A 13,910-nucleotide genomic window follows, 5' to 3' on the forward strand; every position below is an offset into this window, starting at 1 on the left:
GGGAATTCACAAATGTAAACTCCCTCGCAAAGATTGTATTAACGACAACCAGCGTTCTATTTTAGGATGGGTTTCAAAATTGGAATGTTGTAATAGTATTTCCCTTTTTCAAGGTAAAAACTTACTAAATTCTAATCAATTACTTTGGCCAAAAAGTAATTTTTCTTACCTTTTCGAATAACCACAAACTTACCATCGAATTCATCGGATGGATTTATGACAAAATTTAAATCGGTAACGCGGTCACCGTTAATACTTATAGCTCCGTTTGAAACATCTTCACGTGCTTGACGTTTAGATGGTTCAATTTTTGTGGAAACAAGCAGTTCCACGATATTTTCAGGTGTGCTTGAAATTTCAACGTTCGGCATTTTACCGAATCCTTGCGCGATTTCTTCCGCATTTAGTTCTTTAATATTTCCAGAGAACAATGCTTGCGTTATTTTTTGCGCTTCTTTCAAGTCTTCTTCACTATGCACAAATCTTGTAACTTCTTCTGCCAAACGGCGTTGTGCTTCACGTTTCTCAGGTTCTGTCTCTACTTTTTTCGCTAAGTCTTCGATTTCTTCTTGAGACAAGAAAGTAAAGAATTTCAAGTATTTCACTACATCGCGATCATCTTGATTCAACCAGAATTGGTAGAACTCAAATGGTGAAGTTTTCTTCGGATCAAGCCAAACGGCACCGCCTGCAGTTTTTCCGAATTTCGTTCCATCAGCCTTCAGCATCAATGGGATCGTTAAACCGAACGCTTCTGCTTCTGGTCCTTCTAATTTTCGGATTAGGTCTAATCCAGCTGTGATATTTCCCCATTGGTCTGCTCCACCGATTTGCAATTGCACATCGTATGTTTTATGCAGATGCAAAAAGTCGATAGATTGCAGGATTTGGTAAGTAAACTCTGTAAATGAGATTCCTACTTCCAAACGGCTGGCAACGATATCTTTTGCTAACATCGTGTTGATGTTGAAGTTTTTACCGTAGTCTCTCAAAAATTCAAGTAAAGAGATTTTTGACAACCAGTCGTAGTTGTTCACAAATGTGATATTTGCATCTTTACCAAACAATTTTCTCATTTGATTGGAAAGTGCGTCCACGTTATGTTGCACTTGTTCCATCGTTTGCAACACACGTTCTGTTTTGCGGCCGCTTGGGTCGCCGATCGTTCCTGTTCCGCCGCCAATCAGAATATATGGATGATGGCCTGCCAATTGGAATCTTTTCATCATCATAAATGGAATCAAATGTCCGATATGCATCGAATCACCAGTTGGATCAACGCCGCAATAAAGTGAAATGCTCTTTTCTTCAACGAGCTCGCGAAGTCTTTCTTCGTTTGTTTGCTGATTAATGGCGTCGCGCCAAGTTAATTCATCAATAATATTCATTTTACTGACCTCCGTGTAGTTTTTTTATGAAAGCAGGAACCTGCTAGCATGTGTAATTAATTATTTCTTCAGGATAGGATAGGAAATAAAAAAAGTCCCTTGGCATATAAGCCAAGGGACGAAATCTCGCGGTACCACCCAATTTGTATGTCTAGATATCCAACATACCTCTCGAACATTTAACGCTGTCGCGTGGCAATCACTGCCAAAGACTCCTGAAATGTAATTCGCTTTAAAGCATGTACTGGTTTGCAGCGACCACCAGCTTTCTGAAACATTGGCTTTAACAACTACTTCGTTTCGATCTTCGTCTTGTTATTATTAATATGTGTCTATCATAGAGCGCAACTTTTTCTTTGTCAACAGAAAAAGGATATTTTTTTTAAATTCCTCATTTTTTCTTTTTTGAATCCGCTCTAATTCCGAACATTTTATTTTCAATTATTGTTAAAAGAAATAACTTTTTCTGTATTTTTTCTGCAATTTATCGAGAAGTCACTTTACTTTGCCTCTTATTCTTTCTTCGTTACAATAAGGAATGGGACAAGTAAAAAAATGAAAAAGCAAGGGACGAGGTATATGGAAAAAAAGCAAAAAATTATTTTAGGAGCCACTTCTGCTTTAACTATCGTTATTTTAATTCTAAGTTTGTTTTTTGTCATCCGATCATCTACAAAAAAAGAACCAATCATTCCTGAAAAAAAAATAACAGAAAAAGCAAAAGAACCGACAGATGATAAGCAACAACTAGTTACTCAAGCAAAAAATCTGGCTCAAAGCTACGATTATGACCAAGCGATTGCGTTATTGGAAAAAGATAGTAAGAACGGATCTACTGAAACACAACAGCTTCTTCAAACACTAAAAAAGGAGAAAGAACAATTGATCGACTGGTCTGATCCTACTCAGATCTCTCATGTTTTTTTCCACAGCTTGATCGTGGACCCGCAAAAAGCCTTCCACTCTCAACAGGCACAAGGATACAAAGATTATATGGTGACTGTTGAAGAATTCAACCGTTCGATCGAACAACTTTATCAAAATGATTTTGTTTTAGTTAATTTGAATGATTTGATCCAAAAAGACGAACAAGGAAATCTTTCCTTTAACGGGCTTGCGCTACCTGAAGGAAAAAAACCATTGGTTCTTTCACAAGATGATGTCAGCTATTATGAATATATGGATAATTCCGGTTTTCCTAGCCGATTGGTCGTATCAAATAACAATGAAATCAAAAATGTCTATAAAGAGAAAGATAAAGAAGAAATCGGTGACTTTGACATGGTTCCTCTGATCGATGTTTTTGTCAAGAAACATCCTGATTTTTCTTATCGAGGCGCAAAAGGTACCTTGGCCCTGACAGGTTACAACGGAGTTTTAGGTTATCGAACATCAAAATCTCAATATGGAGACAATGAAAAAACAAAAAAAGAGATTAAAGAAGCTAAAAAAGTGGCGGAACAGTTGAAGAAAGATGGCTGGAGCTTTGCTTCCCATACATGGGGTCACTTGAATATGACTCAAGCTTCACTAGAAGATGTAAAAAAAGACAATGAATTGTGGCAGCAAGAAGTTGCACCTATCCTAGGAAAAACAAATATTCTGATTTATCCATTTGGTGCAGACATCAGCGACTGGCAGCCTTATTCAGCAGAAAATCAAAAATTTGCTTACTTGAAGAGTCAAGGTTTCGATATTTTCTGTAATGTCGATGCTTCTACACCAGCTTGGGGACAATTAGGTACCGATTTCTATCGAAATGCTCGGATCAATATCGATGGCATTCGTTTTCAATCTGATTTAGACGGAAAAAATCCTATTCTTGATCCATTCATCAATGTCCATGATGTCTATGACAAAGAAGCACGCGAATCTGCTTGATTTTACGTCATTTATGAACCAAAAAAGCCGAACTGACATTTTATCGTCAGTTTCGGCTTTTTTATGCTTTATTTCTTCTTCGGTGCGATTCCCTTGATCAGGACTTCTGTCCATTCTGCTGTATATGGAAGCAGTTTTGCGTATATCTCCGGCTTAGAAATTCCTTCTACCATTGCTTGAAAATAGAGGATCAAGAACTCATCCGAATATTTCAAATCCACTTTTCCTTCTTTCCGCCCTCGATGGAAAAGATCAAGCATGATACTGAAACTTTCTTGCGTATACGCATCCATCGCGTCAGAAAATTCTTTTTTTTCTTTTTTTGTATAGTATGTCATCAAATCGATATAAAATTGTTTGTTCACTCGATTGAGATAACGGATTTTGTTTTCACTCATGGCAATCAGTGTTTCTTCAAATGGAAGATTTTCCGCAATCAACGCTTTCGCTTCTTGCCCTAAATCATTCATAAATGCAAAAAATACTTCATAAATCAGCCCTTCCTTGCTGCCAAAATATTTAAAAATCGTCGCTTTACTTACCTGAGCGTTCTCAGCTACCTTATCCATTGTCACTCCAGCGGTTCCTATGTCTGTGTTCATCAAGTCAAAAGCTGCTTGTAAAATCTCTTTCTTTTTCTCTTGTGCTCTCTTTTCAAAACCGTTCATTTGTAGAGCCTCCCGTAATTTTAAACTTTTATAATATATATAGTTCAAATTTATTCTGAGGTTTATTATAACTATCTATTGAGAAAGTATCAAGCTAGCAATTCCTTGTTTATGAATTCATTGACAGAAATTTATAAAAAGAATATTATGTACTAAAATAATAAAAAAAGTTTTATAAAAAGGTATAAAACCATTTTATTAAACTATTTAATCTTGTTTAGTATATATTTTTAGAAAAAGGAGTGGGGTTTTTATGGCAGAAATCGTCAAAGTCACACATTTGAAAAAGAGCTTTGGACGTTTCGAAGCTTTAAAAGATGTCTCTTTCACCGTACATTCAGGTGAAGTCGTTGGATTTATCGGACCAAATGGTTCTGGAAAATCCACGACGATTCGGACACTTTTAGGGATTATAAAAAAAGACGGCGGAACGGCAACGATTTTTGGGCAAGATGTATGGGAAGATAGTTTATCTATCCATGAACGTCTTTCTTATGTTCCAGGCGATATCTCTTTGTGGGGAAATTTGACTGGAGGAGCGATCATCGATCTCTTCATGAAGCTTCATGGAAAAGGGAGTGCTCAAAAAAAAGATGAACTGATTCAACGTTTCTCTCTTGATCCTAAGAAAAAAGCAAAAAACTATTCAAAAGGAAATCGCCAAAAAGTGGGCTTGATTGCTGCTTTGGCTGTTGATTCGGATCTCTATTTATTTGATGAGCCTACTTCTGGTTTAGATCCTTTGATGGAAACGATTTTCCAAGAAGAAGTTGAAAAATTGAAAGAACAGGGCAAATCCATCCTACTTTCTTCTCATATTCTCAGTGAAGTCGAGCGACTAGCGGATAAAGTCGTGATCATACGCGAAGGAACAGTCGTAGAAGAAGGAACACTCGATGAATTGCGTCATTTGACTCGTTCGACCATCACTATAGAAACAGAAGCAGAGAATAGTCACTTAGCACAATTGAACGGTGTCCATGACTTTGTGCAAAAAGGTCACCTCGCTCAATTTGCTGCTGATAACGAAGCTTTCGATGTGATTTTAGCTGAAGCGTCCAAATTAGGTGCGAAAAAATTTGAATCTATTCCACCGACTCTTGAGGATTTATTCATGAGACATTATGAAGGATGAGGAGGAAGCGAAATGACTGATAAATTTTCACGCTGGTCCACCCTTTTTTCTCAAAACCTTAGCCGTGACTGGAAAAAGATCCTGATATGGCTAGTCGGTGTCACTGCTTTTTCTGGTGGTTTTGTCCCTGCGTTTGAAGAATTGACTTCCGGACAAGGATTAGCTGGATTATACGAAACCTTGCAAAACCCGGCAATGATTGCAATGGTCGGACCAACTCCAGCTTCGAATGCTGCTGAGTATACTTTAGGAGCGATGTATGCAAATGAAATGTTGCTTTTTTGCAGTTTGTTTGCTGCTGTGATCTCTGTTTTACACGTGGTGAGCCAAACGAGAAAAAAAGAAGAACTTGGTCTGATTGAACTTATTCGTTCCTTTCGAGTCGGACGTCAAGCAAACTCTTTAGCTGTCATCGCTGAAAGTATTCTGATCAATTTGCTTTTAGCAATATCGATCAGCTGTACGATGATTTTTTTCCAAGCAGATTCGATCACTGCAGAAGGTGCTTGGCTTTTTGGGCTATCTGTAGGTAGTATGGGGATTTTGGGGAGTGCCGTTGCACTGTTTGCTGCACAACTGATGCCAAGTTCAGCCAGTTCGAATGGTCTGTCTTTAGCGTTTTTAGGTGGACTTTACCTTCTACGAGCAATAACAGATGTAGCTGATTCCTCCCTTTCGATGTGGAATCCTTTAGGCTGGTCTTATTTGACCTATCCATTTACAACTAACAACTGGATTCCTTTGCTTTATTTGTTTTTGTTCAGTCTAATCTTGATAATCAGTTCATTTGTTTTAGAGGAACATCGAGATTTGAACACCGGCTATATCCCCGAACGTGAAGGAAAACCGTATGCTAAACGTTCTCTTTTATCCTTGCGTGGTTTATTATTCTATCTAAATAAAGGGATGACAATCAGTTGGCTTATCACTTTTGGTTTGATGGGGGCGGCATACGGCTCTATCTACGGGAATATGCAACAGTTTTTAGAAAGTAACGACTTAATGAAACAGATGTTTATCCAATCTGGCGTCTCAATTGAAAAAAACTTTACAAGCATGATCATGGTCGTCTTGATTTGTCTAGCTGCTATTTTACCAATTGCTAGCATCAATCGTTTATTTACAGAAGAAACCCACGGACGTATGAATCAGCTGTTCGCAACAAAAATTTCTAGGAACCAACTTTATTGGACCAATATGTTACTAGCTATTCTATTTGCTATATTGGCAATCCTGATTAGTTCTGGTGCACTAGGGCTTTCTGCTTTGGCTTCGATGAAGGATGCGAAAGACATGGATCTATTGATGTTTCTTAAAGCCGGGTTCAATTTCCTGCCTGCCGTTTTAGTGTTTATCGGAATTAGTGGCTTTCTATTCGGATGGCTTCCTCGAATGGGTAAACTTGCTTATATCTACTTAGCTTACTCCTTTGCACTCAATTACTTTGGCGGAATTTTGGATTTACCAGAATGGTTTTCCAAAACAGCTGTCCCTAGCTGGGTTCCACGGATGCCAAACGATTCTTTTGATCTTTCCGTGTTCCTTACGTTATCATGTATCAGCCTTGCACTGTTCGTCCTTGGTTCTATTAGTTATAGGCGAAGAGACTTACTAGAAGGATAATAAAAAAGCATGTACAATTTCATGCTAGCCTCCAAATCTGGGTCAAAAATCCAACATTTGGAGGTCATTTTTTTATTTACAAGTCTTCTAACTGCTCTTTATCAATGATCCAGACTTCTCGATTCTTTCTTTTTACATAACCATTCTCCTCTAATAATTTAAATTTTCTAGATAAAGTTTCGGGGGTCGTACCGATAAATGCAGCAAGTTCTTTCATTTTCATTGGCAGGAAAAAGTGATCCTTCCCTGTCGCTTTAGCTAAGTCAAGCAGATAGACAGCGACTCGTTCTTCTACTTTTTCCATCATCAAAAAAGTTGTCTGCTGCTGTACTTTTGTTAATTTCTCAACGTTGATTGCTAAAAGTTTCAGACTAAGGGCGGGATAATGCAGTAAGAGTTCCGAGAAATCTTTTTGTCTCAATATGCAAATTTCCGTTTTTTCTAGTGCTTCGCCAAATAAAGACTCATTTGGAACGCCTAGCAACTGGCTCTCTCCCTCATATCCGCCCGGCTCTATTACTCGTAAAAGCTGTTCCTTTCCGCTAGCAGATAATTGATACACTTTCATACTGCCGGAGGCCACGATCACTAATTGAGGTTCTCCATTCGGCGCAAGAATCTGTTCTCCTTTTTCCACATAGTGATGTTTGACAAGTGCGTGTACTTTTTCTTGATCTTGCTGTACTAAGTGATTGAACAAAGGAACAAATGAAACACATAAATGATCATGACTCATAATCTCTCCTCCTTCTAAACAGCTATTTCTAATAAAGGAACATGGCTTGCCTTATTCCAACTGATAATTTTCTTTTATCATAGCATAAACGTCAAGCGAACCAGATACCAGCAAATAGAGTGGATTTCTTTTTGTCACTTGCTTTATTTTCCTTCTTTTGAGACCTTAAGTAATTGATTCCTATCAATTTTTTAAATATTTACTTTTTGAATAATCAAAAACAAACCTTCACTCGCAAGCCGAGAGTAAGGTTTGTTTTTCGCATTGCTTATTTCGTGTTGTCTATTGAAATTTTTCCGCACCTAGCTTTTGATATAGTGGTGCTAGTTCTTGTAAGGTTTCAGCGGTTATTTGCTCAACGTGTTCGATTTCTTGCGGATAGAAGAATAGTTTACCCATTTGAAAGGTTCGGTCTCTCATCGCTTTTTTCAACTCTTCTTGTTTCTTTGTATCGGACAAATAGTCAGACAAAGCTAAGTGGTCGTCAAGTTCATGTTCTGGTTGCGGCCATATGTAATAATCCTTGATATCGACCGTTTTGCTCCACTCTTTCAGTATCGCAAGCAACTGGTTATACGCTGCAATGCTACCATATCGTTCTTCGCTTTTATAATGTTGGTACATCAAATAGATTTGGTATTGTTTTTGATTCAACAAAACTGCTAGACAGGCATTCTCGTCTTGACGAGATTCGCTTCGGTACGCGCTCCAAAAATGACTGCGTAAATTCCAGCCATTCGTCCAGCTTTCGATTTTAGGTTTGCTCATGCCGTACATATCAGGCAAAAGTGCAGCTGTCTGGAGCTGAATCTCTTTCCATTTTTGCCAGTGTTCTTTATATTCTTTCTTGATTTGTTCGATCTTATCTGTTGGATGGCTCTCTTTGAGCTGTTTGAATGCGTAGATTGGTCGATCAAACAACTGATAATCTGATTTTCCAAGTTCCATTGTTTCGCCTCTTTCCGTTATCTTTTGTATTCTACCTGAATTTTGCGATATGGACAAATAGAGGTTGTGAAAAAGCTGTTCTGCATCAAGTCATAAGAACAGCCAAACAAAAAACTGCGATGAGCATCACCGCAGTTTTATTGAACTTAAGGTTGATTGATCACATCTAAAAGCGTTGAAAATAAAATGGCACTAGAAGCAGCTCCTGGGTCGATATGTCCGATTGCACGCTCTCCTAGATAGGAAGCTCGTCCTTTTTTAGCTACCAAGTCTTTGGTGTGTTCTTTTGCCTGGTCAATGATTTCTTTTGTTAAATTCCCTGCCTTCAATGCCTCTGTGACTGGCAGCCAAACATCTAACATCGTTTTATCGTCAGCTTCTGCCTTTCCTCGGCTTTGAATACCCGCTGTTCCCTGCTCGATCACTTCTCCTAATTTTTCTTGAGAATCAATAGAATCGACCTCTTTTGTCGCTTTCATCATGTTCATGAATGCAGATCCGTATAACGGACCAGAAGCACCACCGACTTTCGATATCATCGCCATAGAAAATACTTTGAATGTATCGCTGATTGTTTCAGGATGATCGGCTTGAAAAGCTTCTTCATAAGCTGAAACTCCTCTTCCCATGTTATTTCCGTGGTCTCCATCGCCAATCGGGGTATCTAGATCACTGAGATATTGTTTGTTCTGATTGATTGCCTCTGCAAATTGCGTGAGCCATTCTTGGATTTCTTGAACGCTTAGTTTCATATTATCACCCTTTTATCTTGAGATTTTTTACCATGAAATCGTCTGTACATTGCTTTCTAAAGAATCTTTCCATTGTGTCCCTGTCAAGTCGATCAGTGTCAGAGAAAGACCTTGCATGTCTAGTGAAGTCATGAAATTACCGACTTTTCGGAAAACTACATTGACTCCTCTTTCTTCCAACAAAGCTAAAACATCATTCATGAACACGAACTGTTCCATCAAAGGCGTCCCGCCCATTCCGTTGACTAGTACACCTGCTTCTTTTGGTAAATTCGAGTAATCATCTAAAATCTTAGTAACAAGTTCCTTTGCCAGTACTTTAGAAGGCTGCATCTTTTCTCGACGATAGCCTGGCTCACCATGGATACCAACACCATACTCGATCTCATCTTCTCCTAGTTCGAATCCTGGTTTCCCTACTTCTGGTACAGTTGCTGCTCGAAGCGCTAGACCGATCGTCTTAGTTGCCTGTACGACCTTTTCTCCCAGTTCTTTCAACTCAGCTAGGGAAGCACCGTTTCTTGCTGCATCGCCCACGATTTTGTGTACAAGGACAGTACCTGCAACTCCGCGTTTTCCAGCAGTATACGTACTATTTTCAACGGCGATATCATCATCTACGATCACACTTTCTACTTCAATATCGTCCATAGCAGCTAGTTCCTTTGCCATATCGAAGTTCAATGCATCCCCTGTATAATTCTTAACGATCAGTAAAACTCCTTTTCCACTATCCGCTTCCTTGATAGCCGTTTGAATCTGATCTGGAGTTGGAGAAGTAAACACATCACCAAGCACCGCTGCACTTAACATTCCTTCCCCTACAAACCCGGCATGGGATGGTTCATGTCCGCTTCCTCCACCAGAAACCAAACCAACTTGTTCCGCTTTCTGATTCTTGGCTACAACACGGGAAGATTCTACACGATGAACAAGTTCTGGATAGCTTTTTACTAATCCTTCCAGCATTTCTTCGACAATATTGCTTGGATCATTCATGATTTTTTTCAATTTATTCCCATCCTTTCTTTCCGGCATTTTGTGCTTCTGTTAAGATTTGCTGAGTATCATCCGTTATACCGGCAGTGATGGCTGCTGCAAAAGCTCCTTCCACTAAAGGCGCATCCACCAGATGATAACGTTGCTGCTGTTCTTCTTCCAACATGTCTTTTGCCAGTTCCGAATTCAATACCGCGCTGCCGATATCCGCAAAAACAAAATAACTAGCTGCATCACTTGATTCATTGACAGCTTCTACGATTTTCATCGGGTCTGATCCGATCTCGCCATTTATTCCGCCGAGAGAAAAGATCTGCACCTCTTCGGATTTTTGCATCTGCTCAATCATTTCTTTAATACCATCTGTTACTTTTTGACTATGAGAAATAAGCAAAATACTCTTTTTCACAAGAATCTTCCTTTCTTTTACATAGTTGCTAACGATTGGTTTCGCTTTCATTAATGAACAATTCAAGTATATAATAAATTCCTAATTTTGGGAAAATATGTGTTGCGCATCTTGAACTTTGTTATACTTTTATTAAAGAGAGGAGTGATCGAATGATTACAACAACCACGAATAGTGTGGAAGGAAAAACCGTAGTAGCTTATAAAGGAATCGTTTTTGGTGAAGTTATTACTGGGATCAATGTATTGAAAGATTTTGGGGCTGGTTTGCGAAACGTCTTCGGCGGCCGTTCAAAAAGTTATGAAAATGAACTAATGGGCGCAAGAGAAGAAGCCCTTGCGGAAATGGCCGAACGTGCAAAAGCATTAGGAGCTGATGCGATCATTGGCGTAAAAATGGACTATGAAGTATTAGGCAGCGACAATGGCATGCTGATGGTCACATGTAGTGGAACAGCTGTCTCCACGAGATAAGTAGGGGACATCTGTTTTAATAACTAAAGAGAGATGGGACATGTAGTGGCACTCAAGAATTAGATTTTTCAGTCTAACTTCGAGGTACTCTACCTTCCCATCCTCTCTTTTTTATTTCTTTTTGCGGATGATTCCGTAAGCTGCTGCGACTAACACACCCGCCCCTGCTAAGGAATAACTGACAGAAGCTGTTTTTTCATTTGTTTTTGGCAAAGTCTGACTTGTTGATTTGGATGGCTCTGTCGTTTGCTGAACTGTTTCTGTCGTGCTTCCAGAGGTCACTGATTTTTCTCCTGCCGAATGCAAAATATCTTTTATTCGTTGGATACTAGCTGCTATGTCAGCTTTTTTTGCTTCAAAATCATTAGCAACTGTTTGTGCTTCGCTGATCTTTCCGTGGATTGCTTGACTGGCCGCTATGATATCCGCTTGAGTTTGACTTAGCTTTCCAGAAGCTGTTTGAGCAACCTGATTTAATTGCTGATTGAATTCTTTTGCTTGTTGGATCTTCCCGTCAAGATCTGTTTGGACAGCTTCCGCTTTTGCTTTCGCTTCGGCAAGCTTTTTCTCAAGTTGTGCACGGTCATTTCCCACTTTATTTTTAAGATCAGCTAAATCTTGATCGATTGCTGCTTGGTCTTCTTTCAATTTGTTTTTTGCAGCTTCTAATGCTTCTTCGAGTTCTTTTCTTTTATTTTCCAAGTCTTGCAAATGATCGATTTGGTCAGAAGAGGTAGAACTATTTATTGATGTATCTTCTGAAGATGAAATCGTTTCTCCTGAATTATCTATCGGTACATTGGAAGTCGTTTCTGTTTCCGAGGCACCTTTTTCAGCATCAGAAGAGCTTATAGTTGTTGAAGGTTCTGTTTGAGCAGGTTCAGAAGTTTCCGCAAAAGCTGTCTGTCCCAATAAGAAAATACTGGAAACAGCAATTGGCCAGATTAACGGCTTCATTCTTTTTTTCATCACTTTTCCCATCCTTACTACTTTTTAACTAATTTCTTATTATAAGCAAAAATGTTTGGAAGAACCATAAACACAACAGGCTGTTTGTCTAAAAAACGGTGCATCTTTTATTTTTTTGTACGTTCCGGGCTTTTCCATGTCCCGCTTCCATAACCTAAAATCGTTTTGACTGCTGGAATGAAAGTCGTCACGATCGTTATCGCGTTCACTATCCAGAACAAAAGCATATATAGTGGTGCGAAAAGAAGGTATTTCAATTTTCTTCGTCGATCATCTACAATCAGCGAAGCTAGCAACTGGAAAAATCCTGCGACCATTTCAAAGCAGATGAACACAAAACTGAATGTAAAAGTAATATAAATCTGTTCGTAGTTTCCTTGATATACATAATGCCCGATTAATCCAGCAAAAAGAACTACGGAAATACAAAAGAATATTGACCGACAATACTCAATGTTTGATCAATGAAGATGATCGTTCTTCCAATATGTTTAAAAGGATGGAGCATCACTTTTTTGAAATTCGTCAGCCAGACTTCTGTTCCACCTTTTGCCCAACGTTTTCTTTGTCGATATAGCATCTTCAACGTCACAGGTACTTCCATGAAAAAGATGATCCCAGGAGCAAATACAGATACCCAATCATTTAACTGATGATCCCAAGCAATACTGATGTCTTCTGTCGCTCGATCTTGTCTGAATCCGCCCACATCGATCAAGGCTTCTTTTCGATACATCGTATTTGCTCCACTGTAAGCATAAAGACCACCGAAAACAGCTGACTGTGTTCGTTTGATGATACCCACGATACTTGAGAATTCAACCGTTTGAGATTTTGCAATCAATTTGGTACGATTTTGGACATCCATATTTGCAGTGACCGCAGCAATATGTCTTGCACCAGGGCGAATGAAATAATTCACATACCTAATCAGTGCATCTGGCTCCGGTACCGTGTCTGCATCATTGCTTAAAATCAATTTCCCTTTTGCAAAGGCAAGTCCGATATTAAACGCGTGGGCTTTTCCTTTATTTTTTTCGATCCGAACCACACGAAGATTAGCGTATTTTTTCATCAGTCTAGCTAATATTTCTGGTGTTTGGTCCGTTGAACCATCGTCTGTCACTAATACCTCATAGTTGTGATAATTCAATTTCGTCATCAAATACTCGATTGTATCTTCGATCACAATTTCTTCATTATGGGCTGGCACCATGATCGTGATGAACGGTTCGACACTCAAGGGAACATCTACCCATTCTTTTTGCTTATGTTTGTATAAAAACACATAACACCAGACACCAATAAACCATACAAATCCGCCTAAAATCGGATAAGAAACGAGAAAAAAATACATAATAGACAAACAAGTATCTAAGAATAAATTACCTGTATGGGTGATTGAGATCATTTCAGTTCCACCCCATTTTCTTTATACAAATCTGCAATGAATGTCGTATCTAGATTTTGCTCCGCGGAGACAGAATAAAAACGGACCGTTTCTCTCTCTTCTTTTGTTCCAAAACGTTCCGTATACATTTCTTCAAGTAATTCTTGTCTTTTTTCCAATTCTTCATCTTCATATTCAAAAGATTTATTTACTTTTTTGTATAGATTTCGATTGTTCCACCTAGTCAATACAAATGAGGTAATCAGGAAACTGAAAAAAATCAATACAAAAAAGCCGTTTAAGAAATACAGCATTTTCTTTTCTGATAAAAAAGCGTACAAGGAAAAATCCTTGGCTCTTTCTGGTCTCGTTAATGGGAAAAACACCCATATAAAAGGAAGAACAACGATCATCCATCCTAAAAGAGCCACTAACGTTTGCCAAATCTTTAACCAGTAATTACCTTTTGAAAAATACTTATCTTTCACCAAAATTGATGCAACTTCTTCTCTTGTTACTTTTTTCATATCCTCACCTCA

13 protein-coding genes, 1 pseudogene and 1 other annotated feature are annotated in these 13,910 nt (G+C 38.6%); of the genes and pseudogenes, 4 read left to right on the forward strand and 10 right to left on the reverse strand.

Features of this window, described 5'->3' with window-relative positions; all coding sequences use genetic code 11:
- Positions 1 to 131: 131 nt before the first annotated feature.
- Positions 132 to 1,388 carry a tyrosine--tRNA ligase gene (gene tyrS, locus RG571_RS00900; RefSeq protein WP_002286405.1) on the reverse strand — a complete coding sequence of 419 codons (1,257 nt, stop codon included), beginning with the start codon at positions 1,386 to 1,388 and terminating at the stop codon, positions 132 to 134.
- 111 nt (positions 1,389 to 1,499) lie between these two features.
- Positions 1,500 to 1,705, reverse strand: a binding site (T-box leader).
- 262 nt (positions 1,706 to 1,967) lie between these two features.
- Between tyrS and RG571_RS00905 the strand changes: the two genes are divergently transcribed.
- Complete coding sequence (locus RG571_RS00905) at positions 1,968 to 3,269, forward strand: polysaccharide deacetylase family protein (protein WP_002339555.1); 1,302 nt, start codon at positions 1,968 to 1,970, stop codon at positions 3,267 to 3,269.
- 68 nt (positions 3,270 to 3,337) lie between these two features.
- On the opposite strand, the gene RG571_RS00910 is transcribed toward RG571_RS00905, so the two are convergent.
- Complete coding sequence (locus RG571_RS00910; protein WP_002294634.1) at positions 3,338 to 3,937, reverse strand: TetR/AcrR family transcriptional regulator; 600 nt, start codon at positions 3,935 to 3,937, stop codon at positions 3,338 to 3,340.
- A 253-nt stretch (positions 3,938 to 4,190) separates the two neighbouring features.
- Between RG571_RS00910 and RG571_RS00915 the strand changes: the two genes are divergently transcribed.
- Entirely contained in the window at positions 4,191 to 5,072 is an 882-nt protein-coding gene (locus tag RG571_RS00915) for an ABC transporter ATP-binding protein (protein ID WP_002339554.1), read from the forward strand.
- Positions 5,073 to 5,084: 12 nt separating this feature from the next.
- A complete protein-coding gene (locus RG571_RS00920; RefSeq protein WP_114635000.1) occupies positions 5,085 to 6,695 on the forward strand; it encodes an ABC transporter permease in 1,611 nt (536 codons plus the stop codon).
- A gap of 76 nt (positions 6,696 to 6,771) precedes the next feature.
- Here the strand turns inward: RG571_RS00920 and RG571_RS00925 are convergent, their stop codons facing one another.
- The 5 genes from RG571_RS00925 to dhaM all read right to left on the reverse strand — a co-directional run bounded on the left by RG571_RS00925 (position 6,772) and on the right by dhaM (position 10,539).
- Positions 6,772 to 7,431 carry a Crp/Fnr family transcriptional regulator gene (locus RG571_RS00925; RefSeq protein ID WP_002289290.1) on the reverse strand — a complete coding sequence of 220 codons (660 nt, stop codon included), beginning with the start codon at positions 7,429 to 7,431 and terminating at the stop codon, positions 6,772 to 6,774.
- 282 nt (positions 7,432 to 7,713) lie between these two features.
- The gene (locus RG571_RS00930) at positions 7,714 to 8,379 is read right to left on the reverse strand and encodes a glucose-6-phosphate 1-dehydrogenase family protein (protein WP_002289292.1); all 666 of its coding nucleotides are present in this window, start codon (positions 8,377 to 8,379) and stop codon (positions 7,714 to 7,716) included.
- 146 nt (positions 8,380 to 8,525) lie between these two features.
- Positions 8,526 to 9,131 (reverse strand): dihydroxyacetone kinase subunit DhaL, encoded by a 606-nt coding sequence (gene dhaL, locus RG571_RS00935; protein ID WP_002319542.1) that lies wholly within the window; start codon positions 9,129 to 9,131, stop codon positions 8,526 to 8,528.
- Between the two features lie 27 nt (positions 9,132 to 9,158).
- A complete protein-coding gene (gene dhaK / locus RG571_RS00940; protein ID WP_002324360.1) occupies positions 9,159 to 10,169 on the reverse strand; it encodes a dihydroxyacetone kinase subunit DhaK in 1,011 nt (336 codons plus the stop codon).
- A complete protein-coding gene (dhaM, locus tag RG571_RS00945) occupies positions 10,144 to 10,539 on the reverse strand; it encodes a dihydroxyacetone kinase phosphoryl donor subunit DhaM (protein ID WP_002304157.1) in 396 nt (131 codons plus the stop codon). Before dhaM ends, dhaK begins: the two co-directional genes overlap by 26 nt.
- A gap of 152 nt (positions 10,540 to 10,691) precedes the next feature.
- On the opposite strand from dhaM, the gene RG571_RS00950 reads away from it, so the two are divergent.
- Positions 10,692 to 11,012: a putative heavy metal-binding protein gene (locus RG571_RS00950; RefSeq protein WP_002292575.1), complete on the forward strand. Its 321-nt coding sequence runs from the start codon at positions 10,692 to 10,694 to the stop codon at positions 11,010 to 11,012.
- A 111-nt stretch (positions 11,013 to 11,123) separates the two neighbouring features.
- Here RG571_RS00950 and RG571_RS00955 read toward each other — a convergent pair whose 3' ends face one another.
- The 3 genes and pseudogenes from RG571_RS00955 to RG571_RS00965 all read right to left on the reverse strand — a co-directional run bounded on the left by RG571_RS00955 (position 11,124) and on the right by RG571_RS00965 (position 13,898).
- Positions 11,124 to 11,981, reverse strand: a complete 858-nt coding sequence (locus RG571_RS00955; RefSeq protein WP_002317153.1) for an LPXTG cell wall anchor domain-containing protein — start codon at positions 11,979 to 11,981, stop codon at positions 11,124 to 11,126.
- A gap of 107 nt (positions 11,982 to 12,088) precedes the next feature.
- Positions 12,089 to 13,392, reverse strand: a pseudogene (locus tag RG571_RS00960) (glycosyltransferase).
- Positions 13,389 to 13,898 (reverse strand): hypothetical protein, encoded by a 510-nt coding sequence (locus RG571_RS00965; protein ID WP_002327492.1) that lies wholly within the window; start codon positions 13,896 to 13,898, stop codon positions 13,389 to 13,391. Before RG571_RS00965 ends, RG571_RS00960 begins: the two are co-directional and overlap by 4 nt.
- Positions 13,899 to 13,910 lie beyond the last annotated feature (12 nt).

Origin of the sequence: Enterococcus sp. FR204 (genome assembly GCF_031143325.1) — a bacterium.
Taxonomy (GTDB): Bacteria; Bacillota; Bacilli; order Lactobacillales; family Enterococcaceae; genus Enterococcus_B; species Enterococcus_B faecium.